Genomic DNA, 22,699 nt, shown 5'->3' on the forward strand with positions numbered 1-22,699 from the left:
TTATGCCTGCGGGGGCTTGGTCATGGACAGCACGTCCAGAGCCGAATCCAGCTGTTCCTCGGTCACTTCGCCGCGTTCCAGGAAACCCAGTTCAATAACGGACTGGCGGATGGTCTTGCCTTCCTTGACTGCGAACTTGGCGATCTTGGCAGCGTTCTCGTAGCCGATGTACTTGTTCAGCGGCGTGACGATGGAGGGGGAGGCCTCGGCCAGGTAGCGGGCGCGCTCCACATTGGCTTCGATGCCGTCGATCATCTTGTCCGCCATGATCACCGAGGAGTTGGCGAGCAGCCGAATGGACTCGAGCAGGTTCGAGGCAATGACGGGGATGCCGACGTTCAGCTCGAAGTAGCCGAAGGTGCCGGCCCAGGCGATGGCGGCGTCGTTGCCCACAACCTGCGCGGCAACCTGCATCACGGCTTCGGAAATGACGGGGTTGACCTTGCCCGGCATGATCGAGGAGCCCGGCTGCAGGTCGGGAATGGCGATTTCGCCGAGGCCGGTGTTGGGGCCGGAGCCCATCCAGCGCAGGTCATTGGCGATCTTGGAGAAGGAGACCGCGATGGTGCGCAGCATGCCGGAGACCTCAACGAGGGCATCACGGTTGGCCTGGGACTCGAAGTGGTCCCGGGCCTCGGTCAGCGGCAGGCCGGTGTCGGCAGCCAGCAGCTCGATCACGCGCTGCGGGAAGCCTGCCGGGGTGTTGATACCGGTGCCCACGGCGGTGCCGCCCAGCGGAACCTCGGCCACGCGGGGCAGTGACGCCTGCACACGCTCGATGCCGTAGCGGACCTGCGCGGCGTAGCCGCCGAACTCCTGGCCCAGCGTCACCGGGGTGGCGTCCATGAGGTGGGTGCGGCCGGACTTGACGACGTCCTTGAACTCCTCGGCCTTGCGCTCCAGCGAGGCAGCCAGGTGGTCCAGGGCCGGGATCAGGTTGTTGATCAGTGCGGACGTGGCGGCGACGTGGACCGAGGTGGGGAAGACATCGTTGGAGGACTGCGACGCGTTGACGTGATCGTTCGGGTGGACCGTTGTCTCGCTGCCCGCGGCCTTCAGCGCGCGGTTGGCGAGTTCGGCCAGGACCTCGTTGGTGTTCATGTTGGACGAGGTTCCGGAGCCGGTCTGGAATACATCGATCGGGAACTGGCTGTAGTGCTTGCCGGCCGCGACTTCGTCAGCGGCGGAAGCGATGGCCTTGGCGCGCTCGTCGTCGAGCACTCCCAGTTCGGCGTTGGCAGCGGCTGCGGCCTTCTTGATGCGTGCCAGCGCCTCCACGTGCGCGTCATCCAGGGTCTTGCCGGAGATCGGGAAGTTTTCGACGGCGCGCTGGGTCTGGGCGCGGTAAAGGGCGTTTACCGGGACCCGGACCTCACCCATGGTGTCATGTTCAATGCGGTATTCAGCGGAGTTCGAAGTCATGGCTCCCAGCCTAGTGGGCGTGGGGGCCGGGGCTAAAACGCGTGTCGCAAAGCAGCTCTGCCGGATGGTGCGGCCTAGCCGGCGGCCAGGTCCCCGACGCCGGTGCTGAGGTTCCCGATGCTGGAGACCAGCTCCGCCCGGCCTTCGGCTAGGTGGTAGGAAAGACCGACGACGGCGGCGCGCCCGGTGGCAACCGCATTGGAGATCAGCCGGGAGTCCTCCACCAGCCGTTCGGCCGTTTGCCGGGTGTGCTCCACCACCATGTCGTTGACCTCGCTCAGTCCGTTCCGCTGGGCGGCAAGGACCGAGGGTGTGATGCGCTCGACCAGTGTGCGGACGTGCCCGGCGGGCATGGAGCCGGTGTCGACTGATTCCTTCGTGGCGGTGACGGCACCGCAGCTGTCGTGGCCGAGGACCACGATCAGGGGAACGCCCAGGACGCCGACGCTGTATTCGAGGGAGCCGAGGACGGCGTCGTCGGTCACCTGGCCGGCGGTGCGGACGACGAAGGCGTCGCCGAGGCCAAGGTCGAAGATGATTTCAGCGGCGAGCCGGGAATCCGAACAGCCGAAGATGACCGCGAAGGGATTCTGCTGGTTGACCAGCGAACTGCGCCGCGGAGCGTCCTGGTTGGGGTGCTGGGAGCGGCCGGCGATGAAACGGTCATTTCCGTCGCGGAGCCGCTGCCACGCCTCTGCCGGAGTGACGGGAGAACTAAGGGGGCTGTTGGTTTCAGTCACCGTTCCACAATAATGCCCCGAGGCCCTTCCCGGGGCTCTGTGACTGCCGGAGGGGACCGGGCGGGGACGTTGAAACCCGGCGGGGGTTACCCCGGACCTAGCTGCCGGCTGCCGCGGCGAGGTCCCGGAGGGCGGCCTCGGCAAGCAGATCAACGGTCGCCAGGTCAGCGTCGGAACTGAGGACCACTGTCATGCCTTCGACCTCGGTCACAAGGTGGGCCTCGCCGTCTGCGCCGTCCCGCAGCTGCCACGTGGTTCCACCCACGGTCCGTTCACCGGCAACCACGGAATCGTCGGTGGTCTGGGAAACCCAGGTGGGGTTGGCTGAAGCTGTCTGCGTGAGGCGGATGAAGTCCCAGTCCGGAGTGAGATATCCCACTTCCCAGGCAGGGACGCCGGAATTGACTCCGGAATCCCAGCGGGCGTAGTTGGCGGTCCAGCCGTCCGGCAGCTCGGGGGCCAGCGGATCGTAGCCGGCATCGGCCGAAGCCTCGGAAGCGATCGCCTGGACATCGACGTCGCGCACCTGGGGCTTCTGGTACGGGTTCAGCAGTACCGGGAGCAGCACGATTGCCAGGGTAATGCCCGTAGCAATGAGCATGCCGATCACCGTTGCATTGGCGCGTTTGGCCTGCTTGGTGGTCAGGGTCGGGGTAACTGCGGGTTCTTCAGGCTGCTGGTCGCTCACCCTTCCATAATCGCCTATGCGGCCCGGCAAGTCCTATTCCGGTTGCTTTCCGGCCGGGCCGCTGCCCTGGCCTGCGGGGTAAAACGGAGACTGCTGCGGTGCTCTGAACCCGTTGGCGACTATGATCGAACCAAGGATCAGCCAGCGGGTGGCTGCAAGGTGTCACTCACCGAACGGCAGGAACCCGAATTTCAAAGATGAGGTTAAACGTGTCCCAAGGTGCCCAGTACTCAACGCTTTCACCCGCCCTGGCAGTCGGAGACGACGAGCCGGACCGGAACCTCGCGCTCGAACTGGTGCGAGTCACTGAGGCCGCGGCGATCGCCGGTGGCCACTGGGTTGGTTTCGGCGATAAGAATGCTGCTGACGGCGCGGCCGTTGACGCAATGCGTTCGCTGATTTCGTCCGTTCATTTCAATGGCGTTGTGGTTATCGGTGAGGGCGAGAAGGACGAAGCCCCCATGCTGTACAACGGCGAGCATGTGGGAGACGGCACCGGCGCTCTGTGCGACGTCGCAGTGGACCCGATTGACGGTACCCGCCTGACGGCAATGGGCATCAATAATGCGCTGGCAGTACTCGCTGTCGCCGAACGCGGCACAATGTTCGATCCCTCGGCGGTGTTTTACATGGAGAAGCTGGTCACCGGTCCCGAAGCCGCAGACATGGTGGACCTCCGCCTCCCGGTGAAGCAGAACCTGCACCTGATCGCCAAGGCCAAGGGTAAGAAGATCAACCAGCTCAACGTGATGATCCTGGACCGCGACCGGCACAAGCCGCTGGTGCAGGAAATCCGTGATGCCGGCGCCCGCACCCGGATGCTGATGGACGGAGACGTCGCCGGCGGCATCGCCGCAGCCCGCGAAGGCACCGACGTTGACGCGCTGATGGGTATCGGCGGAACGCCCGAAGGCATCATCACCGCCTGTGCCATCAAGACGCTCGGCGGTGTCATCCAGGGCCGCCTGTGGCCGACCTCGGATGAGGAGAAGCAGAAGGCGATCGATGCCGGCCATGACCTGGACCGCGTGATGACCACCAACGACCTGGTGACCAGCGACAACTGCTACTTTGCTGCCACCGGCATCACCGACGGCGACCTGCTGCGTGGCGTGCGCTACAAGAAGGACCGGGTCCTGACCCAGTCGATCGTGATGCGTTCCAAGTCCGGGACGATCCGTGTGGTCGACGGCGAACACCAGTCACACAAGTGGGAGTCCTACGCGCGCCTGCGCTAACCCTTCTCCTCCGGCACCCCGGCGAAGGGTGTGCCAGCAGCAGGAGCCGGCCCGCAGCGGGCCGGCTCCTGCTGCTTCGGTGCTCCGGGAAAGTCCCGCTTGAGTTCCGGCTCAACTGTCCGCTGCCTGCTGCCGGATCAGCCCTGGCGAATCAGCTCCGGCGGGCGGCAGCCACCCGCGCGGCGGCGGTGACGGCCACGATGATCAGCGCCGCTGCAGCGGCAGCCACGGCGGTCGGAACGGACACCAGTTCGCCGTTGATTCTCGAGACGGCGATCCAGGACAACCCCCACGCCAGTGCTGCGGCCGGGGCCAGACGGCCGCGGCCGTAAAGGGCCAGGCCCACACCGACTGCGGCGGCTGCGGCCAGGACGGCGGCCGCCCAGACCGCGGGGTCCAGACCGAAGCCGTCGAAACCGCCCGCGGTCAGGGCCGAAGCGATGTTGGCGCAGATCGCCACGCACACCCAGCCCAGATAGAGCCCGAGCGTCCCGTCAACCACCACGGCACCTGCCCAGCTGTCCGGACGGGAACGTGTATAGAGCCTAAACACCAGGGCTAGGATCACCAGCAGGGCGGTGATCATCGCGACGGAGAGTGCAAGTGAGCCAGCCTGCACACTGAGGATCCACGCGGCGTTCAGGAGCATGGACACAGCGGCGAGCCAGCCGAGGGAACGCTGCCGCCGGGCGGCCCGCTGTGCGGGCAGCCACTGATAGACCGTGAAGGCACCCAGGCCGGCGTAAACCACGGACCAGATGGAAAACGCCGGGCTGGCGGGGGCGAGATAGGTGGCATCGGCGCCGAGGGCACCCCCGGCAGCCTCCGCGATGGGGGTCCCGCCGAAGACGCCAACCCCGATCATCGAACCAATGATGCAGACGAAAAATGACACGGTGACGGTTAGCTGCCGGACGATGTCCCCGCGCCGGGAACCGTGCTCCGGTGAGCCGCCGGGACCGGATGGACTGGAATCGTTTGACGTCGAAGTAGCCATGTTCGAGCGTAACAAAGCCTGCTTGGTTCCCGCCGCGAAACCAAGCAGGTGTTGCCCGGCAGGTGGCCGGTTCGGAGCGCACGCAGGCTTGCACGTAGGCTTGTTGGCATGACACTGAGCGTTACTTCCTGCACCGATCCCTCTGACTGGGACGGCTGGGTCAACCGGTTCAACGGGCACCCGCAGCAGCTGTGGGGCTGGGGTAAGACGAAGGCAGAGCACGGGTGGCGCGCAGAGCGCCTGCTGATTTCCGACGCCGGTGACGTAGTGGGCTGCGCGCAGCTGCTGATCCGCAGGCTGCCATTCCCCTTCCGGGCACTCGCCTACATCCCGCGCGGACCGCAGGGAGAGAAAGGCCGGGAAACACAGCTGCTCGACGCCGCCGCGGCCTATGCCAAAACGGCCCACCGGGCTGTGGCCCTGACAATCGAGCCGGACTGGGACGCCGATGCCGCGGCCACAGCTGCACTGCCGGCCGCTGGCTTCCGGCACAGTGCCAACACCATCCTCATCCCGCGCACCCTCATCCTGGACCTCACCCTCAGTGAAGAGGACCTGCTGGCGGGCATGAGCAAAAAGCACCGCCAGTACATCCGCAAGTCCGGCCGCGAGGAGCTGGACTACCGGATGGTTTCCCGCGAAGAGATCCCACAGTGCCTGGCTGTCTACAAGCAGACCGCTGAACGCGCCGGATTCGGTATCCATGAGGATGCCTACTACCAGGACATCTTTGAGAACCTCGGTGCAGCCTCACCCGTCTACGCAGCGTTCAAGGATGAAGAGGTGGTCGCGTTCCTGTGGCTCTCCGCCAGCGCTTACACCGCCTTCGAGCTGTATGGCGGCATGAGCGAGGAAGGCGAACGGCTACGGGCCAACTACGCCCTGAAATGGCTTGCCATCCGGGAGATGAAAGAGCGCGGACTCACCCGCTACGACTTCAACGGACTGCTGAACGACGGTGTATCCAAGTTCAAGATGGGCTGGGCGCAGCACGAGGACCTGCTGGCGGGAACATGGGACAAACCCCTTTCCCCGTTGTACCCGGTCTTCACCACGGCGCTGCCGCTCGCCAAGAGCACGCTGCGCAAGGCCCGCGGCGTCCTGTCCGGGATCCGCGGACGCCTCCGGGGAGCAAGCCGCTAGATCTCCAGCTGCGGTTCGTCCGTTCCAGCGGCCGCCGGAACCGTGCCGGCGGTCACCGCAAAGGCCAGCGCGCCGTCGTCGTGCTGTGCTGAATGGGCGGCGAGCTTAGCGATCACCGGTGCCTCGTTGGCCGGAATGAAAGCACAGTCGCCGGGATGCAGGACCAGGTCCTGTTTCGGCGAATCCAGAACCAGCGATCCGCGCAGGGCAATGACCAGGGTGGGGCCGTTCTGCAGCACCGGGACGTCGGCCGCTGACATGCTGGGCCCGGCGTCCCCCGCAGACTGGGCCAGTTCCAGCCGCTGCAGGGAGAACTCGCTGAACGGGGGCTGATAAATCTCCTGTCCCAGCCCGGTGAACCCGGCTTCGAGGCGTGGAACCCCCAGCGGGCGGAAGTCGACGGTTTTCAGCAGCTCGGGTATGTCCACGTGCTTCGGCGTCAGGCCGCCGCGGAGCACGTTGTCCGAGGAAGCCATCACCTCCACCCCCAGGCCGCTGAGGTAGGCGTGGATGTTGCCTGCCGGCAGGTAAATGGCCTCCCCGGGCTGCAGCGACACGCGGTTGAGCAGCAGCGAGATGAGCACGCCCGGGTCCGCGGGGTAGTAGCCGTCCAGGTCAGCGATGGCAGCGAGGGCCGGGTCCAGGGCAGCACGCGGCCCGTCGCCGAGGCTGCGGACCGTTTCCGCGGCGGCCGTTACGGCGTCCCGGACGTCCTCGCCGCCCATGATCAGGCGCCGGAACACCTTTTCGAGCTTTTCGTCCGCAGGCCGGCCGGAATCCAGATCCGACACGGTCTCCGCCAGCAGGGCAGGGGAGGGCCGGCCGGATGCCTCGACCAGCCGCGCCAGGTCACGGAACAGCCGGGCGGCGTCGCCGGGCGCGCGGAAACCGCACAACGCCTCGAACGGGGTCAGCGCGAAAATCATCTCCGGCTTATGGTTCGCATCCTTGTAGTTCCGGTCGGAAGCGGAACGGTCGACGCCGGCGGCGTCTTCAGCGGCGAAGCCCGCCTCAGCCTGGTCCCGGGCGGGGTGTACCTGCAGGGACAAGGGGGACCCAGCCGCCAGCAGTTTGGCCAGGAAGGGCAGGGCGGGCCCGTGCTCGGCAACGGTCCCGCGGCCGAGCGCGGCCTCCGGGTCCGCGGCGATGAGCTCGTCCAGCGTCTCGGCGGAACCCTGGGGGTCAACGATCCGCGACGGGGCGCCGGGGTGGGCTCCGTACCAGAGCTCGGCCTCGGGTTCCCCGCTGGGGTCCCGGCCGAAGAGCTCGGCCATGGCGGTCATCGATCCCCACGCGTAGGGGCGGAGATTTCCGGCGAGCAGATACATGGTCCTCTTTCAAATGCACCGCACCTGCGGGTGCGGCCGCAGGTGGTGTGCGGGGAACGTCGGTTAAGCGGCGCTGCAGACGCCGTTGTTGTCCAGGAGCATGCCGAGTGTGGCAGTGTCGCCGATCGTAGCAAGTTCCTGGAGGTATTCCGCGGTGATCTCCGGGCCGGCCGGTGCCGGGGTCTCGGTGGCAGGCGCAGCAGGAGCGGGCGTATCCGTGGATGCGCCGTCGTCCTCCGCCGGTGCCGCGGGAGCCGGCGTGTCGCCGGTTTCAGTAGTTGCTTCCACCGGCGGCTCGGCGGTGGCGGACGAAGCGGCGAGCATGTCCTGCACACGGGTGTGGATGAGGTCGAAGTCCGGGTAGGTGACAAAGTTATCCGCCGCGGTGCCGAAATCGGGCGGGCCGATGGTCATCCGCTGCACCTCGTGGTTCTTGGATTTCAGCGCGAGGTCGATGAAGCTGCCGAGCTGGTCCTGCGGGATGTCCGTGTGCACCACCTGTTCACCGGCGGAGGCGATCGCCTGGAACCGGGTGAGCAGGGTCGCGGGATCCAGCTGCGCCACCATGGCCTGCTGGACACACTGCTGGCGGGCGATCCGGTGGTAGTCGGTCACGAATTCCCGTGAGCGCGCATACCAGAGAGCGGTGTAGCCGTCCATCGTCTGCACCCCCGGGGCGATCCACCCGTCCGGCGGGTAATGCTGGTTGGTGCCGGGGATTTCCCCTGCCGTGATGGGAACCCAGCCGCCGGCATTGATCTTTACCCCGCCCATGGCGTCGATCAGGCTGGAGAAGCCTTCCATGTCCACGATCACGTAGGACTGCACTTCAAGGCCCAGGATCCCCCCGGCGGCATCCATCATGGCTTCGGCCCCCGGGTCCTCCGAGTCCGGGTAAAGGTCAGCGTGGTTGTCGGTGACCACCTGGTAGAGGCTGTTGAGGATGCACTCGTCGCCGCAGTTGTAGCCTTCCGGATAGACCTGCCAGAGCGGCGAATCCTCGGTAAAGAGGGCATTCTGGAAGTTGCGGGGGAGGCCGAAGGTGACGATCTGGCCGGTCTTCGCATCCACGCTGAAAACGGACATGCTGTCCGGGCGGAGGCCCGTGCGGTCTGCTCCGGCGTCGCCGCCCATCAGCAGGAAGTTGTAGCGGCCGTCCACCGGTTCAAAGGCCGGACCGGAGGCAAAAATGCTGTCGAAGGTCTGGCGGCTGACATTGAGGAGCCAGGCGCCGTAGGCAAGCCCGCCGCTGGTGAGGGCCATCAGGACCACCAGGGCGCCGGCAACGGCCGGCCGCACGCTCCGCTGCAGCAGCGGAGGCCGGATGATGCGGAAGGTGTTCAGGAAGAGCAGGGCCCAGCCAACGGCGAGTAAGGCCAGGGCGGCCATCAGCAGGAACGAAGTCCAGCCGTTGGTGAAGAAATTCACCAGCAGGATCCGATTGGTCATCGCGATGACGAGCACCGCGATGACGGCGGCCCAGACAGTGAACGTGACCTGGAGGGCACGGCGTCCCAGCCGGCGGTCGCCTGCGACGACCTGCGCGGAGCCGGGCAGGAGCAGGGTCAGCAGCAGCAGCACGAAAGCGCGCTTGGTGCGCACCTGCGGGGACGCGGACTGCGGATAGCGGACCGGATCCGTGAATACTGCGGCTCTCGTCTCTGTCCTGCCCATCCGCAGTCCCTAGGCGCTTTCCGTGACCGAAGTACGCAGGCGCGCACCCTTGGCCATGGCACTCTGGCGGAGTTCGCCGGCAAAATCGATGAGCTGCTGCTGGAGCTTCGCAGCCAGCGGGTCCGTGCCCGAGGCCAGCATCCGCACCGCCAGCAGGCCGGCGTTGCGCGCGCCGCCGATGGACACGGTTGCCACCGGGACGCCTGCCGGCATCTGGACGATCGAAAGCAGGGAGTCCATGCCGTCCAGGTACTTCAGCGGAACGGGAACGCCGATCACCGGGAGCGGGGTAACCGCGGCCAGCATACCGGGAAGGTGGGCTGCTCCGCCGGCGCCCGCGATGATGACCCGCAGGCCGCGGGTGTGGGCTTCCTGGCCGTACGCAATCATCTCTGCCGGCATCCGGTGGGCGGAAACCACGTCCGCCTCGAAAGGAATGCCAAACTCGGCCAGGGCAGCCGCTGCGGCGTCCATCACGGGCCAGTCCGAATCGGACCCCATGACCAGGCCGACCAGCGGCGTCTTGGCGGTGCTCATGACAACTCCTCGTTTTCTACCCGGTTCAATTCCCGGCCGTCACGGATGATTCCGGCAGCCCGTTCCGCGCTGCGCCGGACCGCGGGCAGGTCGGCGGCAGCCGCTCCCACCACGTTAACGTGACCGATCTTCCGGCCGGGACGCACCGACTTGCCGTAATTATGTACCTTCGCGGCCGGGACAGCGGCCATTGCCAGTCTTGTGCCGCCGAAGAGGTCGGGGTTGTCTCCGCCCAGGAAGTTCTTCATCACGGTGACCCCGCCCAGCAGTCCGGCGTCGCCGAGCGGAAGATCAAGGACCGCCCGCAGGTGCTGCTCGAACTGGCCGGTGACGGAGCCATCCATGGTCCAGTGGCCGGAATTGTGCGGGCGCATAGCCAGTTCGTTGACCAGGAAGCCCGGTCCGCGGCCGGGAGTCTCAAAGAGCTCCGCGGCCATCACGCCGGTGACGCCAAGCTCGTCCGCCAGCCGCAGCGCGGCGGCCGAGGCAGCCGACGCCGTGGCCGGGTCCAGGTCCTGGGCGGGGGCGATAACCTCGTCGCACACGCCGTCGACCTGGATCGAATGGACCACCGGCCAGGCAGTACTTTCACCGCCCGGTGTCCGGGCGATCAGGGCAGACAGCTCACGGGTGAAGGGAACCTTCTCCTCGGCAAGCAGGGGCGAGCCGGTGAACCAGCCGGCAGCATCGGCAGCACCTGCGGCATCCTCGATGATGCGCACGCCCTTGCCGTCATAACCTCCGCGTGGAGTCTTCAGCACCACCGGCCACCCGGCCGCTTTACCGAAGTCGACCAGATCCGCGACCGTGGAAACGGCGGCCCAGCGCGGGTTTGGCAGGCCCAAACGGTCGACGGCGGCACGCATCACCAGTTTGTCCTGGGCGTGCAGCAGGGCATCGGGACCCGGCTGGACGTTGATACCTTCGGCCAGCAGTGCCCGCAGGTGATCCCCGGGGACATGCTCGTGGTCAAAGGTCAGGACGTCCACACCCTGGGCGAAAGCCAGGAGGGCCGCGTAATCGGTGTAGTCGCCTACGACGGCGTTGGACACTGCAGCTACGGCGGATACGTCCGGGCCCTCAGCCAGGACACGCAGCTCAAATCCAAGCTCTGTGGCCGCGGGGGCCATCATCCGGGCCAGCTGGCCGCCTCCGACAACGCCAATAATTGGAAATCTCACCTCTACAGGTTACCGAAACCGGCGGGTTTTCCCGCTCCGCGTCCTGGTGCCCCAGCCCGGGCACCCGGCAAACTCCCACGAAGGGCAGGTAAAGTGTGTTCTTTCCGCCCTGTCTGCTCTCGGCGGTAGCTCCGCCCGGCCGGGAAACCCGCCCGGGCACGATTGGCCGCGGAGGGTCATGATCACATCATTTATTTCCTGGCTTAGGGGACTGGCGTCTGCCTTCTGGCGCGAGGTCGCGAAGTTTGGCACCGTCGGTGCTGTCGCATTCGTCGTGGACAACGGCCTGACCTGGATCTTCATGCACTCCATCATGGAAGGCAGCCCGGCGAAGGCACGGTTTGCCGGCGCTACTATTGCGACACTCTTTTCCTGGGTGGCGAACCGGTGGTGGACGTTCCGCCACCGCAGGCAGAGCAATGTGGCCCGTGAGTTTGTTCAGTTCATCCTGATCAACGGGATCGGCATCCTGATCTCCACCGGATTCACCTGGATTGCGCGCTACCCGATGGGCATCACGGATAACAGCACCCTGTTTATGGCCGGTGTCATCGGCATCGGGGTGGCGACCGTTGTCCGGTTCTTCGCCTACCGGTACTGGGTCTTCAACAGTTCCGCCGATGACGAGGCCCGCGAGTTGGCCATGGAAATGACCTTGGACCCTTCCCGGGAAGTCGACGCTGCCCCCGCCTCAGAACCCGCAGCAGAAGGCGCCAAGCAGCTCAAGCCCCAAGCCGAGCAGTAACCCGCTCTGCAGTCAGCGTGCTTGCCGGCACTTCGACACCTTCGCCCGACAGGACGATTGTCCCGCCCGCGGACCAGGTGTCCAGAGCCGCTCCGAGGACCGCTGCAGTCCCGGCCCCGGCCGGGGCAAGCAGGACCTGGGGTCCGTCCACCGCCGGGGCCATGAGCGCGCTGAACGGAACAGCGGCCTCTCCCGTTCCGGAAGCCAGGGCGTCCCCGGTCCCTGCGGGGGCATCCGGCCCGGCATAGGTGTCCGCGAAGGACCGGACTTCTGCCGTGTAATCCACTGTGCCGGCGGGGAGGCTGCCCGGCCATGCCATGGCCAGGGCGGGAAGTGCCACGGCAACCACCAGCTGGCCTGGAGCCTGAGGTTGAGGTTCTCCTGCGGTGACCCTAACGCCTGCCTGTGCCTCGGCCGATAGGGAGAGTATGCAGCCGGTTTGCCACGCCGCGAGGGCCCAGACCAGGGTCTTCCAATGCACGGGCATGTCCAGCTGCACCACGGTGCCCGGCTCCACGTCAAGTTCCTCGATGGCAAAGTTGGAGGTTTTGGCAACCCAGTTGTCCAGGACCCGGCCTGAAAGCTCTACCCGTTCTCCGTCCGGTCCGTACCAGATCAGTGCGGGTGAGGTTGCCTGCTCTGTCCGCAGCGTGGACAGTATGGATGGGACCGGGTTTTCCGTCATGGGCTTCGCTTTCGCTGGTGGAGGATGTGTTGTTTGGCGGACCGCGACATGCCGTGCTGGGTAAAATTTACGGCGTGGCGCGCCACCGCGGGACGGTTCAGACTCTATAGGATGCCGAAACAGCTTGACGGGGACGTATTACACGCGTGTAATTAGGGAACGGATTGTTCCAGCAAACCATTACCGCCACGCATGCACAGCAAGCTGATTGTCGCTTGGGTGAATCCAGATATCCGCTGTTGGAGCATTTACACCGGGAGGACTCCATGGGGCAAGCAGAAATGAAGCATGACCGGCCGGACGTCGCCGCGCAGGCCTCCACGAGCTACGGCTCGCGGGGAGTGCCTGTGGACTGGTATGTCGATCCTGCGGATCCCGAAGCCGCGGACCGCTACCGGGAGGGTGCCGGAGGAAGCCTGGAGTCTGCAGCGACAGCATTCCTCGCCGCCCATGAGGCACTGGCCGGAGGGTCGCCGGAAGACGACCCATTGGATCCGCCGGTCTCGCTGTTCCAGACACCTGCGGAAACGGAGGAACGGAAAGTCTGGATCGGACTGCCGGGCCTGGGCGACGGCTACGCAGACGAGGGTGAACTCGGCTGGCAGGCGGACGCACTGTGCGCGCAGACAGATCCCGAAGCGTTCTTCCCGGAAAAGGGCGGCTCCACCCGCGATGCAAAGAAAGTCTGCGCCGCGTGCAATGTGCGGTCCCAATGCCTGGAATATGCACTGGCCAATGACGAACGCTTTGGTATCTGGGGCGGGCTGTCCGAGCGGGAACGCCGGCGTCTTCGGAAGCAGGCAGTCTAATTCCTTCGCACGTCCGCGTATGCGCCGTTGTGGTTGCCCACAACGGCGCCGAGTACCTTCCCGAAACACTTTCCGCACTGGCCGCCCAGACCCGGCCGGCAGACTTTTGCCTAGGCGTCGACGCGGGCTCCACTGACGCGTCGGCATCCCTGCTCCAGCTCGGGCTCCCGGTTGGCAGCCCGGTAACCGGCGCACCGTCCCGGGCCGGTTTCGGTGCCGCCGTGAAGACGGGTCTGGCACAGTTACCCGCTCGCTCCGGCGACGGCGGTGCACAGGATTGGCTCTGGCTGCTGCACGACGATTCGGCGCCGGACCCCGACGCCCTGGCCCAGCTGCTCCGGGCCGTTGAAGTAGCGCCGTCCGTGACGATCGCCGGCGCCAAGCAGGTGGAGTGGGAAAATCCACGCAAACTTGTGGACGTTGGCGTCTCCGTCAGCCGGTGGGCAGAGCGCCTGACCATGATCGATACTGACGAGCTGGACCAGGGCCAGTACGACTCCCGCAGCGATATTTTCGCAGTGAACTCCGCCGGCATGCTGATCCGGCGCGACGTCTGGGACCGCCTCGGCGGATTCGACCCGGCACTGCCCGGAACCGGGGACGATATTGACCTCTGCTGGCGGAACCGGCTCGCCGGCAACCGAGTGGTCGTGGTGCCCTCGGCCCGGATCCGCCACGCTGGAAACCGGCCCAACACAGCCGCCTCCGCCGGTGCCGCCCGGAAGGCGGAAATCTTCCTCCGCCTCAAACATGCCCCCGGATGGCAGCTTCCGTTCCTGGCACTTGGCGCCGTCCTGGGTGGTTTCGGCCGGTTCTTCCTGGGGATGCTGGCCAAGGACCCCGGATATGCGGCCGGGGCCCTGGTCTCGAGCATCGCCGGTGTACTCCGGCCGGTGGATCTCTACCGCTCCCGCAAAGCTGCCGCGGCCACCCGCCGGCTGCCGCGCAGTACTGTCCGTGCCCTGGTCACCGGGCCGCGTGAAGTTCGTGAATACCGCCGCTCCGTGCACGAATCCGAAGCTGCGGCAAAGACCCATCCGGCCGATGATGCCGGGTCAGTTGATTCCTATGTCCCCAGCGGCGACGCGAATGATGACTTCGCTGCCCTGTCCGGGCCTGCCCGCACCTGGGTCGGCGCCGGCGCCCTTGCCGCCGCCGTCCTGCTCACGGTGGCCGCGCTGACCGGACTGCACCGGCTGGTTGGAGCCTCCGCGCTCACCGGAGGTGCCCTGCTTCCCGTGTCGACGGCGCTGGGGGACATCTGGGCCAACGCCAGCGGCTGGTGGGCGGAAACCGGCGCCGGGTACCCCGGTCACGGTGATCCCTTCGACTATGTGCTGTGGCTGCTTGGCGCCGCCGGATTCGGCAACGCCAACGCCGCCGTGGTTGTGCTCGTGATCCTGGCCATGCCGCTTGCCGGGCTCAGCGCCTGGTTCGCCTCCGGGGCAGTGACCCGCCGCAGCGGCCTGCGCTTCTGGGCCGCCATGTTCTGGGGCGCCCTGCCCGCTCTGCAGGCAGCCCTTGGCGAGGGACGGCTCGGCGCGCTGCTGGCCCATCTCCTGCTCCCGCTGACCGCTTTGGCAATGGCCCGGGCCCTGGGTATGGGCCTGGCAGAGGACGAAAACCGCCCGCACCGGGACTCAGGCGCGCTGCAGCGCAAACCGGGCGTGCACGGCGTCCCGAGCTGGACCGCAGCCGCTGCGGCAGGCCTGCTCCTGGCCATACTTACCGCCTGCGCGCCTTTGCTTTTTGTGCTCGGCACCCTCAGCGTGCTGGTCCTCTCCGTCCGGCTGCGCTCCCGTGCCCGGACCCTCTGGTGGTCGCTGCTCCCGTCAGCCGCGCTGCTCCTGCCGGTTATCCTCTCCGCTTCGAATAACCTGCGTGCGGCAGCTGCCGATCCCGGCGTGCCGCTGGGCTTCGAGCCGGCCGCGCTGTGGCAGCAGCTGCTTGGATATCCGACTGCCTTTGCCGCGGCCGATCCACTGGCCGGCCTGGACTTCCTTCCTTCAGGGCCTTGGGCCCTGGTCCTCGCGCTGCTGGTCGGTGCGCCTGTCGTTGCGGTCTCCGCGGCAGCACTTTTCACCACCCGGCACGCGGGTGCCGCCCGTCTGGCCTGGCTCCTCAGCATCAGCGCGCTGGCCCTGGGCGGAGCCTCCGCCTACCTGGCCACCGGCAGCTCAGCGGCGGCGCTGGTCACTCCCTTCCCTGGCCCGCTCGTCTCAGCGGCCGTCTTCGGGCAGCTCTGCTCGGCTCTGCTGGCCATGGACGCCCTGCTGGCCCGCCGGCGAAGCGCTGACGGAACCGCCCGGAAACCGGTCACCGCCGGCGTCGTAATCCTTGGTATTTTGCTTGGCGCCGGTCCCGCGGTGAGCCTGGCGGCGTGGACTCTTCCGCAGGCCACCGGTGCCGTGACTGAAGCGGGAGCGGGCGGAGCCCAGCCCGGAACCACCCTGGCAATCCGTCCCACCGATCCCCGCGTGCTGCCCGCAACGGCAGCAGACCGCGGTAACAGCCCGGACCAAACCCGCTCACTCGTCCTCTCCATGGGAACGGGGGACGATGTCACGGCAACCCTGATGCGCTCCGGCGGGAGCACCCTCGACGGACTGAACGCCTCCTACACCGCGCGTGCGGTGCAGGGTGATCCGGGCCGGGAAAACACTGTTCCGGACGACGACGCAACCGCCGCCCTGCGCAGCGCCGTTGCAGTCATCACCGCAGGCACCGGGGTGGATCCAAGATCCGAGCTGGCCCGGCTCGGCGTCGGCTTCGTGGTCCTGCAGACCTCTGATACGGCCGCGGAACTCCTGGCCGACCGCATGGACGCGGTCCCCGGCCTCACCGCCGTGGGACAGACCGGTTCCGGCTGGTTGTGGCGGGTGGTGGGAACCCTGGACGAAGAGGGCACCGAAACCGTAGCCGGACAGACTTCCCGCGTCCGGATCCAGGACGCGGCCGGTGAGACGGTGGCGCTGGTTCCCTCAGAGACAATGGCCGTCAACACTGAGATACCGGCCGGTGACGAAGGCAGGAAACTGGTGCTGGCTGAACGCGCCGACACCGGATGGGAGGCCAGCCTCAACGGCAACCGGCTTGAACCGGCAACCGACGGATGGGCCCAGGCGTTCAGCCTGCCTGCTGAGGGCGGGACCCTGAGCGTGGACTACCGCAGCGCCTGGGAACCGTACACAGAAATCGTGCAGGTGATCGTGTTCGGACTCACCCTGCTCCTGGCCGTGCCCACACCCGTGCGTTCCGGCGTGATCCGCCTCCCCGGCAAGCAGCGGCCCGCGCGTCAGGTTGCCGGGACCTCCGATCCCGGAACATCCGATCCCGGCACCGCGGGACCCGGCAGCTCCGGGCCAGGCAGGGGACCGGGCGACGGCCCTGAACCAGACGGCACAAAACCTGCCGTTCCGGGAGCTGCACCCGATCCGGCCAAGGCATCGCGGCGGAGCGCAGGCTCCGCCCGCAGGACCAAACCCGAGCGCTCTGCGGGGGCCGGCAGCACCAAGGCCGCTGGGAACACCAAAGCTGCCGGACATCCCACAGCAGCCGGACATCCCACAGCAGCCGGAAATCCCACGGCAGGCGTAACCAAAGCCGAGGCAAAAGCCAAGGCCAGGGCGGCGAAGGTCCGGGACAAGGCCGACGCAAAAGCCCGGGCAAGGGCAGCCAAAGCAGGGCCCCGTGATGCGAAGCCAGCACCCGGAGACCCGGGTAAGGGAGCTGAATCCGCGGATGCTCCGCGCTCCGCCGCAACCCGGGCCGGTAAGCCCGCCGAGACGGCCAAACCCGCCGAGGAGGCCGGGCATCCCGCTGGCACAGCCAGCCCTGCCGGTGACCAGGACCGTGCCGGTGCCGGGACAACATCCGCGAACAGTTCACACGAAGGAGTCCGCTGATGGAGCGTTCCGGTGAAGTCACCCGGTCCGCAGCACGCGGCCGCCGCCAGAGCCGCCGGAAAACGGCCTACACCGTCTCCGCCGGCGTCGTTCTTCTGGCCGCGGCCGGAGCGCTGATTACTGCTGGTGCGGTGGCTGCCCCGGCCGGCTCCGGCATCGCCGTCCAGCCCCCGGCCACCGAGGTCCCGGCGGGCGCCCTGACGGCGGTCTGCCCCCAGCCGCTGCGTTTGCTGGCGGGTAATGTTTCCGGCACCGACGCCGAGTACAGCCCGGTCTCCGAATCAGCTGCCACTGCGGTCAGCTCCGTTGTCCTCGGCGCTGCCGGCGCGTCCCTTCCGGCCGCTGAGCTCAGCGGGCTGGAGGACGGGAAGGTCCTGGCCGGGATCAAGGCGGGGGACACCGCGCCCTTGGCCGGGACCCGGCTCGCCGGTGTGCTGCAGAACCAGGCAGTCGGCACCGTGACGGCCCTGGAAGCGGAGCCCAGCGGCAAGACACCGGCTACTGCGAACGCTGTCCTGGGATATTCCGCCACAGACGGCGACCTGGCCGGACTGGCGGCCGCAAACTGCCAGACGCCGGGCAACGACATGTGGCTCCTCGGGGCGCGGACCACCGTTGGTGCCACTGCGGTGCTGCGGCTCTCCAATCCCTCGGTGACGCCGGCCACAGTCGACCTGGAACTGCACGGTTCAGCCGGGCGGATCGAGTCCGGCAACAGCCGCGGCATCGTCGTCGCGCCGGGTGAAACCCGCTCCATCATCCTCGCCGGACTGGCCGCCAACGAAGAGGCCGCCGCCGTGCGTGTGCGCAGCTCCGGCGGTCCGGTCACCGCGGTTATCGAGCAGAGCATCCTGCGCGGGCTGACCCCCGGCGGCGTGGAGATCATTGAACCAACAGCTGCTCCTTCGCCCCGCCAGGTGATTACCGGCATAGCACTCCAGTCACCGGAGACCCTCCGGAAGCTGGCCGAACAGGAGGGCCGCGCCTCGGTGGCCTCAACCCTGAACGTGGCTGTTCCGGGCAGCACGGACGCGGTGGTCCACCTGAGGGTCTTTGGTCCCGATGGGGAAGTCCAGATCCCCGGCGGCGGAGTCTTCAGCGTGCCCGCCGGCACCGTGGGAAAGATTCCGCTGGCGGACCTGCCGGAGGGCACCTACTCCCTGGACCTTTCATCCGACGTTGCCTTCACCGCCGCCGCGGTTTTCAGCCGCGGCACGGAACCCGAAGAACGGGTGGAGCTTGCCGTCGCTCCCGCGGACACGCGGATGGGCAGCGAACATCTTGCCGTCGCCGTCCCCGGAGCCAGCTCCTCCCTGGTGTTCACTGCCCCCGACGGGTCCGCGGAGGTCAGGGTCCGCGCCATTGGTGCCGACGGGAAGCTGCAGGAGGAAAAGGTGGTGGCCATTCCCGCCGGGCGCACGCTGACCCTGCAGTCCGCTGACATCGGTTCCGGAAACCTGGCTGGTGTCCTGGTGACCGCCGTAGGCGAAGCCGTGTACGGTGCGCAGCTGGTGACCGGGGAGGGACCCGGCATCTCGGTTCTGCCCCTGCCGGAGGGAAGCACCGGCAGCAGGAGCGCTCAAATAGGCATCGGCTACTAGGCAGACAGTGCCAGGCAGGCAGTCCAAACAAGCGGTCCCAGGCCGGTAGCCTTCAGCCGGCTTGCGGACCCGCACCGCCAGCCGGCCGCAGCGGGAAGTCCCGGCCCGCACAGAGTGATGGAGCGGGCGCAGCCTACTAGGGCGGGCGAAGCGTACTAGAGCGGGCGGAAGCGTCCGTACGTGGGATCAATGGACTCCGGATCCAACCCCTTGAGGGCGGCCAGCTGTTCCACCACCACGTCGTGGATCAGTTCGCTGACCGGGACAAGTCCGCGTGCGGTCGACTCGACCGGGCGCCGGTAAACCGTAATAACCGGTGGTTTGGGTCCGCTGCCCGGCGCTGAGGCGGCCAGGGGGATTGAACCGCCGCGCCGCATCAGCTCCTCGAGGCCGTCCGGAATCTCCTGGACAACAAACTGATAGGACTGAATATCCTCGCCCCAGAGACGTTCCAGCCGCTGGGCGGATTCCATGACCCACTCATCGAAGCGCTCCGCCCGGGTACGGGAGCCGGCCAGATGGGCCGGCAGCAGCTCACCGCGCAGGCCCCGGCCATGACGGTTACGCCGGCGCCGGTGGAAAGGGCGCGGTGAAACGGGATCCGCGGCACCAGTGCCGGATCCGCCGTCGAGCCTAATCCGCGAGGACGATCCTGGAGGCATACCCCCACTCTAGTCCGCAGGGAGCCGCCCGGGGGAGTGCGGCGCGCTCCGGACAGTGCGCGCACCTCCCGGCAGCCGGCGGGCCGTGGTCCGGCGTGGCTGCGCGCTGGCAGCAGGCGCAGGGGTAAAGTGTTCCTCCGTGGGATCCTTACGTCTTTGTTCACGTTCAGCGTGCCGGCAGGCCGCCGTCGCTACTTTGACGTATGTCTACGCCGATTCCACCGCAGTCCTGGGTCCGCTGGCAACCTACGCGGAACCGCACTGCTACGACCTGTGCGAACTCCACGCCCAGCGCCTTACGGCGCCCCGCGGCTGGGAAGTCCTTCGGCTTGAGCTTGGTAACCAGTCCCGCACCCCGGGACCCGATGAGCTCTCCGCCCTGGTGGACGCTGTCCGCGAAGCCGAGGCCGGAGAACCCGCAGCGGAAGAGGAGGCGGGCCGCCGCAGCGGCAGGCACGCACTGGAACCCCCGGCTGACCTCTCCACAGGCCGCCGGTCACACCTCCGGGTATTACGCGAAGATGTCCGCGAACAGAGCTGATCCTGCTCTGCGGTCCGTTCGCTATTAGGCTGGGACCAACAGCCGGGAAGAACCACGGCCGGCGCATCATCAACCGTTTCGCAAGGAAGTGCTGTATCCATGGCTAACCTGACCCCCGATCTTCTGGAAGCACTGCGCTGCCCCCAGACACATTCGCCGCTGAAACAGGCCGGCGACGAGCTTGTTTCCACCGCCCCGGGCCCTGGGGGACAGCCGGTCCGCTACCGCATCGAAGAGGGCATCCCCGTCCTGCTGGTGCCGGCCGAAGACGCTGCTGCCGCCAGCCCCGCGGCCGAGAACACCACCAGGAACGAGGAGTCCCACCAGTGAGCATCGATTTCAAAGTAGCTGACCTGTCCCTGGCCGAAGCCGGCCGCCACCAGATCCGGCTGGCGGAACACGAGATGCCAGGTCTGATGGCACTGCGGCGCGAATTCGGACCCACCCAGCCGCTGGCTGGAGCCCGGATCGCCGGTTCCCTGCACATGACGGTCCAGACGGCAGTGCTGATCGAAACCCTCACCGCGCTGGGCGCGGAAGTCCGGTGGGCTTCCTGCAACATCTTTTCCACCCAGGACGAGGCCGCTGCGGCCGTCGTCGTTGGCGGGGGCACCCCGGAGGACCCCCAGGGCGTGCCGGTCTTCGCCTGGAAGAACGAGACGCTTGAGGACTACTGGTGGACTGCCGAGCAGATCCTCACCTGGCCCGAGGGCTCCGGCGGACCGAACATGATCCTGGACGACGGCGGCGACGCCACCATGCTGCTGCATAAGGGAGTTGAGTTCGAGGCCGCCGGCGCGGTCCCGGCGAACCCCTCCGAGGATGATCCGGACTACTCGCATGAGTACACGATCTTCCTGGAGACGCTCCGCCGCTCGCTCGCGGAGTCCCCGGGCAAATGGACGGAAATCGCCAAGGGCATCCGCGGCGTCACCGAGGAAACCACCACCGGTGTGCTCCGTCTCTACCAGCTGGCTGCCGACGGCCAGCTGCTTTTCCCTGCGATCAACGTCAACGACTCGGTGACCAAATCCAAGTTTGATAACAAGTACGGCATCCGCCACTCGCTGCCGGACGGCCTGAACCGGGCCACCGACACGCTGATCGGCGGCAAGGTTGCCGTCGTCTGCGGGTACGGCGATGTCGGCAAGGGAGCAGCCGAGGCACTGCGCGGCCAGGGCGCCCGGGTCATCGTGACCGAAATCGATCCGATCTGCGCACTGCAGGCCGCCATGGACGGCTACCAGGTGGCGCGCCTCGAGTCAGTTGTGGGCCAGGGCGACATCTTCATCACCACCACCGGTAACAAGGACATCATCATGGCGTCCGACATGGCGCAGATGAAGCACCAGGCGATCGTCGGCAACGTTGGGCACTTCGACAACGAAATCGATATGGCCGGACTCGCCCGGGTCCCCGGCATCCGCAAGGTGGAGATCAAGCCCCAGGTCCACGAGTGGATCTTCGACGAGGGCACGGACAACCAGCGCAGCATCATCGTGCTGTCCGAAGGCCGCCTGCTGAATCTTGGCAACGCCACAGGGCACCCGTCCTTCGTGATGTCGAACTCCTTTGCGAACCAGACAATTGCCCAGATTGAGCTGTTCACCAAGTTCGGACAGACCAAGGAAGACGGCAGCCCGGAGTACGCCAAAGAGGTGTACGTGCTGCCCAAGATCCTGGACGAGAAGGTGGCCCGCCTGCACCTGTCGGCCCTCGGCGTCGAGCTGAGCGAACTGACCAAGAGCCAGGCCGAATACCTCGGCGTGGATGCTGCCGGACCGTACAAGCCGGAGCACTACCGCTACTAGGCCGGCCAGCAAGCCCTAACCGCCACCGGCGGCGCAGCGGACCTTTCCGCTGCGCCGCCGGTGCTGTTTAAGCGCGCGCCTATCGGTCAGCGAACGGGAGCCGGTGCAGCCGCTCAGCTATCCGGCCTGTGCGCTGCCGCTGGGCGCTGAGCCGGGCGAAGTCGCGGTCCCGCCGCTGCACCATCACCGCGCGCAGATAGGATTCGGGCACGGTCCCGGGCGGGGGAGGCGGAGAAACAAAAGCCGAGACCTCGGTGGCCAGCGACGTGCCCAGAGCGGTGCGGGCCTGCGGCGTCATCCGTGCGGCCTGTGCCAGGAACCGCGCAGCCCTGCGGGACAACGGGTCCGGAAGACGCCCGATGTCTGCCAGCGAGGCCCAGGGAGCCAGTTCCGCCGGCATCACGACGACGGGAGGCGCGGGAGCCTTGACCCGCTCACGCATGGCATACGTGCCGGCGAGCATGTCGCCGAGGCGTTTGGACTGCTCATTGAAGACAGCCACAACGAAAGCCAGCGACCCGGCCAGCATGTAGATCTCCAGGACAGCCAGGATCCCGCGGGTGAACGCCTGCCGGAACCGCACGGCACCGCCGTCGTCACGCACGATCCGCAGCCCCATCACCAGCCTGCCCAGCGATTTCCCGCGGGTCAGGGTCTCCACCGTCACCGGGACCACCAGAATCACCAGAACGACGGCGGCCAGCAGGAGCGTACGCGTCAGCGCCGGATCCAGGGCGCCGCCCAGCGTATTGCCGACCAAGTAGAAGAGCAGGAAGAGCAGCAGGAGGTTTGCAACCACGTCGATGAGCGTGCTCAGGGCCCGGGCGGCGAACGACGCCGCGCGCAGCTCCAGGACAACGGCTTCACCGGTAACGACTGTGCTCATACCAGCCTCATGCTTTCCCCATGTTTCCTGCTGTGTGTCCGCTCCGGACGGCCGCCCGTTCGGAGTCCACTCTACCCAGACGGGTCTGCCCCCGGGCCGGCAGCGA

The 22,699-nt window shown here is 67.2% G+C and carries 20 protein-coding genes; 9 read left to right on the forward strand and 11 right to left on the reverse strand.

Going from position 1 to position 22,699, the window contains the following annotated elements:
- From ArtHe_RS02340 to ArtHe_RS02350, 3 genes are all read right to left on the reverse strand, one after another.
- On the reverse strand, positions 1-1,422 hold the full coding sequence (locus ArtHe_RS02340; RefSeq protein ID WP_248318560.1) for a class II fumarate hydratase: 1,422 nt from the start codon (positions 1,420-1,422) through the stop codon (positions 1-3).
- Between the two features lie 74 nt (positions 1,423-1,496).
- Entirely contained in the window at positions 1,497-2,162 is a 666-nt protein-coding gene (locus ArtHe_RS02345) for a carbonic anhydrase (protein WP_248318561.1), read from the reverse strand.
- Positions 2,163-2,259: 97 nt separating this feature from the next.
- Complete coding sequence (locus ArtHe_RS02350) at positions 2,260-2,850, reverse strand: DUF4245 domain-containing protein (RefSeq protein ID WP_248318562.1); 591 nt, start codon at positions 2,848-2,850, stop codon at positions 2,260-2,262.
- Positions 2,851-3,047: 197 nt separating this feature from the next.
- Between ArtHe_RS02350 and glpX the strand changes: the two genes are divergently transcribed.
- Positions 3,048-4,088 carry a class II fructose-bisphosphatase gene (gene glpX, locus ArtHe_RS02355; RefSeq protein WP_248318563.1) on the forward strand — a complete coding sequence of 347 codons (1,041 nt, stop codon included), beginning with the start codon at positions 3,048-3,050 and terminating at the stop codon, positions 4,086-4,088.
- Positions 4,089-4,239: 151 nt separating this feature from the next.
- Here glpX and ArtHe_RS02360 read toward each other — a convergent pair whose 3' ends face one another.
- Positions 4,240-5,085, reverse strand: coding sequence for a TspO/MBR family protein (locus ArtHe_RS02360; RefSeq protein ID WP_248318564.1), 846 nt, complete (start codon positions 5,083-5,085; stop codon positions 4,240-4,242).
- Positions 5,086-5,193: 108 nt separating this feature from the next.
- Here ArtHe_RS02360 and ArtHe_RS02365 point away from each other — a divergent pair, with 108 nt between their 5' ends.
- On the forward strand, positions 5,194-6,228 hold the full coding sequence (locus ArtHe_RS02365; protein ID WP_248318565.1) for a peptidoglycan bridge formation glycyltransferase FemA/FemB family protein: 1,035 nt from the start codon (positions 5,194-5,196) through the stop codon (positions 6,226-6,228).
- Here ArtHe_RS02365 and manA read toward each other — a convergent pair.
- The 4 genes from manA to ArtHe_RS02385 form a co-directional block, all read right to left on the reverse strand.
- Positions 6,225-7,556, reverse strand: coding sequence for a mannose-6-phosphate isomerase, class I (manA, locus tag ArtHe_RS02370; RefSeq protein WP_248318566.1), 1,332 nt, complete (start codon positions 7,554-7,556; stop codon positions 6,225-6,227). The genes ArtHe_RS02365 and manA overlap by 4 nt on opposite strands.
- Before the next feature lie 63 nt (positions 7,557-7,619).
- The gene (locus ArtHe_RS02375; RefSeq protein WP_248318567.1) at positions 7,620-9,230 is read right to left on the reverse strand and encodes an LCP family protein; all 1,611 of its coding nucleotides are present in this window, start codon (positions 9,228-9,230) and stop codon (positions 7,620-7,622) included.
- 9 nt (positions 9,231-9,239) lie between these two features.
- A complete protein-coding gene (purE, locus tag ArtHe_RS02380) occupies positions 9,240-9,767 on the reverse strand; it encodes a 5-(carboxyamino)imidazole ribonucleotide mutase (protein ID WP_066299007.1) in 528 nt (175 codons plus the stop codon).
- Positions 9,764-10,948 (reverse strand): 5-(carboxyamino)imidazole ribonucleotide synthase, encoded by a 1,185-nt coding sequence (locus ArtHe_RS02385; protein WP_248318568.1) that lies wholly within the window; start codon positions 10,946-10,948, stop codon positions 9,764-9,766. Before ArtHe_RS02385 ends, purE begins: the two co-directional genes overlap by 4 nt.
- Before the next feature lie 178 nt (positions 10,949-11,126).
- Here ArtHe_RS02385 and ArtHe_RS02390 point away from each other — a divergent pair, with 178 nt between their 5' ends.
- On the forward strand, positions 11,127-11,693 hold the full coding sequence (locus ArtHe_RS02390; RefSeq protein WP_248318569.1) for a GtrA family protein: 567 nt from the start codon (positions 11,127-11,129) through the stop codon (positions 11,691-11,693).
- Here the strand turns inward: ArtHe_RS02390 and ArtHe_RS02395 are convergent.
- On the reverse strand, positions 11,671-12,378 hold the full coding sequence (locus ArtHe_RS02395) for a TIGR03089 family protein (protein ID WP_248318570.1): 708 nt from the start codon (positions 12,376-12,378) through the stop codon (positions 11,671-11,673). The two genes, ArtHe_RS02390 and ArtHe_RS02395, sit on opposite strands and share 23 nt — an antisense overlap.
- A gap of 266 nt (positions 12,379-12,644) precedes the next feature.
- Between ArtHe_RS02395 and ArtHe_RS02400 the strand changes: the two genes are divergently transcribed.
- Genes ArtHe_RS02400 through ArtHe_RS02410 form a run of 3 tightly spaced genes read left to right on the forward strand, consistent with a single transcriptional unit; the run spans position 12,645 to position 18,693 of the window.
- Positions 12,645-13,187 carry a WhiB family transcriptional regulator gene (locus tag ArtHe_RS02400; RefSeq protein WP_248318571.1) on the forward strand — a complete coding sequence of 181 codons (543 nt, stop codon included), beginning with the start codon at positions 12,645-12,647 and terminating at the stop codon, positions 13,185-13,187.
- Between the two features lie 29 nt (positions 13,188-13,216).
- Positions 13,217-17,092, forward strand: coding sequence for a glycosyltransferase family 2 protein (locus tag ArtHe_RS02405; RefSeq protein WP_248318572.1), 3,876 nt, complete (start codon positions 13,217-13,219; stop codon positions 17,090-17,092).
- The gene (locus ArtHe_RS02410) at positions 17,092-18,693 is read left to right on the forward strand and encodes a DUF5719 family protein (RefSeq protein ID WP_248318573.1); all 1,602 of its coding nucleotides are present in this window, start codon (positions 17,092-17,094) and stop codon (positions 18,691-18,693) included. The genes ArtHe_RS02405 and ArtHe_RS02410 overlap by 1 nt, the downstream gene beginning before the upstream one ends.
- A 155-nt stretch (positions 18,694-18,848) precedes the next feature.
- Here ArtHe_RS02410 and ArtHe_RS02415 read toward each other — a convergent pair whose 3' ends face one another.
- Positions 18,849-19,355 carry a metallopeptidase family protein gene (locus ArtHe_RS02415; RefSeq protein ID WP_248318574.1) on the reverse strand — a complete coding sequence of 169 codons (507 nt, stop codon included), beginning with the start codon at positions 19,353-19,355 and terminating at the stop codon, positions 18,849-18,851.
- A 139-nt stretch (positions 19,356-19,494) separates the two neighbouring features.
- Between ArtHe_RS02415 and ArtHe_RS02420 the strand changes: the two genes are divergently transcribed.
- The 3 genes from ArtHe_RS02420 (at position 19,495) to ahcY (ending at position 21,707) form a co-directional block, all read left to right on the forward strand.
- Entirely contained in the window at positions 19,495-19,896 is a 402-nt protein-coding gene (locus tag ArtHe_RS02420; protein WP_248318575.1) for a DUF3499 domain-containing protein, read from the forward strand.
- A gap of 99 nt (positions 19,897-19,995) precedes the next feature.
- Positions 19,996-20,226 carry a hypothetical protein gene (locus ArtHe_RS02425; protein ID WP_248318576.1) on the forward strand — a complete coding sequence of 77 codons (231 nt, stop codon included), beginning with the start codon at positions 19,996-19,998 and terminating at the stop codon, positions 20,224-20,226.
- The gene (ahcY, locus tag ArtHe_RS02430; RefSeq protein ID WP_248318577.1) at positions 20,223-21,707 is read left to right on the forward strand and encodes an adenosylhomocysteinase; all 1,485 of its coding nucleotides are present in this window, start codon (positions 20,223-20,225) and stop codon (positions 21,705-21,707) included. The genes ArtHe_RS02425 and ahcY overlap by 4 nt, the downstream gene beginning before the upstream one ends.
- Before the next feature lie 79 nt (positions 21,708-21,786).
- Here the strand turns inward: ahcY and ArtHe_RS02435 are convergent, their stop codons facing one another.
- Positions 21,787-22,593 carry an RDD family protein gene (locus ArtHe_RS02435; RefSeq protein ID WP_066299034.1) on the reverse strand — a complete coding sequence of 269 codons (807 nt, stop codon included), beginning with the start codon at positions 22,591-22,593 and terminating at the stop codon, positions 21,787-21,789.
- Between the last annotated feature and the right edge of the window lie 106 nt (positions 22,594-22,699).

It is taken from the genome of Arthrobacter sp. Helios (genome assembly GCF_023167125.1).
Lineage (GTDB): Bacteria > Actinomycetota > Actinomycetes > Actinomycetales > Micrococcaceae > Arthrobacter_B > Arthrobacter_B luteolus.

Bases quoted from the DNA above. Each gene is read 5' to 3' on its own strand.
- ArtHe_RS02390 (WP_248318569.1), top strand. From the start codon at position 11,127: ATGATCACATCATTTATTTCCTGGCTTAGGGGACTGGCGTCTGCCTTC.
- ArtHe_RS02400 (WP_248318571.1), top strand. From the start codon at position 12,645: ATGGGGCAAGCAGAAATGAAGCATGACCGGCCGGACGTCGCCGCGCAG.
- glpX (WP_248318563.1), top strand. From the start codon at position 3,048: ATGAGGTTAAACGTGTCCCAAGGTGCCCAGTACTCAACGCTTTCACCC.
- ArtHe_RS02425 (WP_248318576.1), top strand. From the start codon at position 19,996: ATGGCTAACCTGACCCCCGATCTTCTGGAAGCACTGCGCTGCCCCCAG.
- ArtHe_RS02415 (WP_248318574.1), bottom strand. From the start codon at position 19,355: ATGCCTCCAGGATCGTCCTCGCGGATTAGGCTCGACGGCGGATCCGGC.
- manA (WP_248318566.1), bottom strand. From the start codon at position 7,556: ATGTATCTGCTCGCCGGAAATCTCCGCCCCTACGCGTGGGGATCGATG.
- purE (WP_066299007.1), bottom strand. From the start codon at position 9,767: ATGAGCACCGCCAAGACGCCGCTGGTCGGCCTGGTCATGGGGTCCGAT.
- ArtHe_RS02410 (WP_248318573.1), top strand. From the start codon at position 17,092: ATGGAGCGTTCCGGTGAAGTCACCCGGTCCGCAGCACGCGGCCGCCGC.
- ArtHe_RS02435 (WP_066299034.1), bottom strand. From the start codon at position 22,593: ATGAGCACAGTCGTTACCGGTGAAGCCGTTGTCCTGGAGCTGCGCGCG.
- ArtHe_RS02395 (WP_248318570.1), bottom strand. From the start codon at position 12,378: ATGACGGAAAACCCGGTCCCATCCATACTGTCCACGCTGCGGACAGAG.
- ArtHe_RS02365 (WP_248318565.1), top strand. From the start codon at position 5,194: ATGACACTGAGCGTTACTTCCTGCACCGATCCCTCTGACTGGGACGGC.
- ArtHe_RS02375 (WP_248318567.1), bottom strand. From the start codon at position 9,230: ATGGGCAGGACAGAGACGAGAGCCGCAGTATTCACGGATCCGGTCCGC.
- ArtHe_RS02340 (WP_248318560.1), bottom strand. From the start codon at position 1,422: ATGACTTCGAACTCCGCTGAATACCGCATTGAACATGACACCATGGGT.
- ArtHe_RS02360 (WP_248318564.1), bottom strand. From the start codon at position 5,085: ATGGCTACTTCGACGTCAAACGATTCCAGTCCATCCGGTCCCGGCGGC.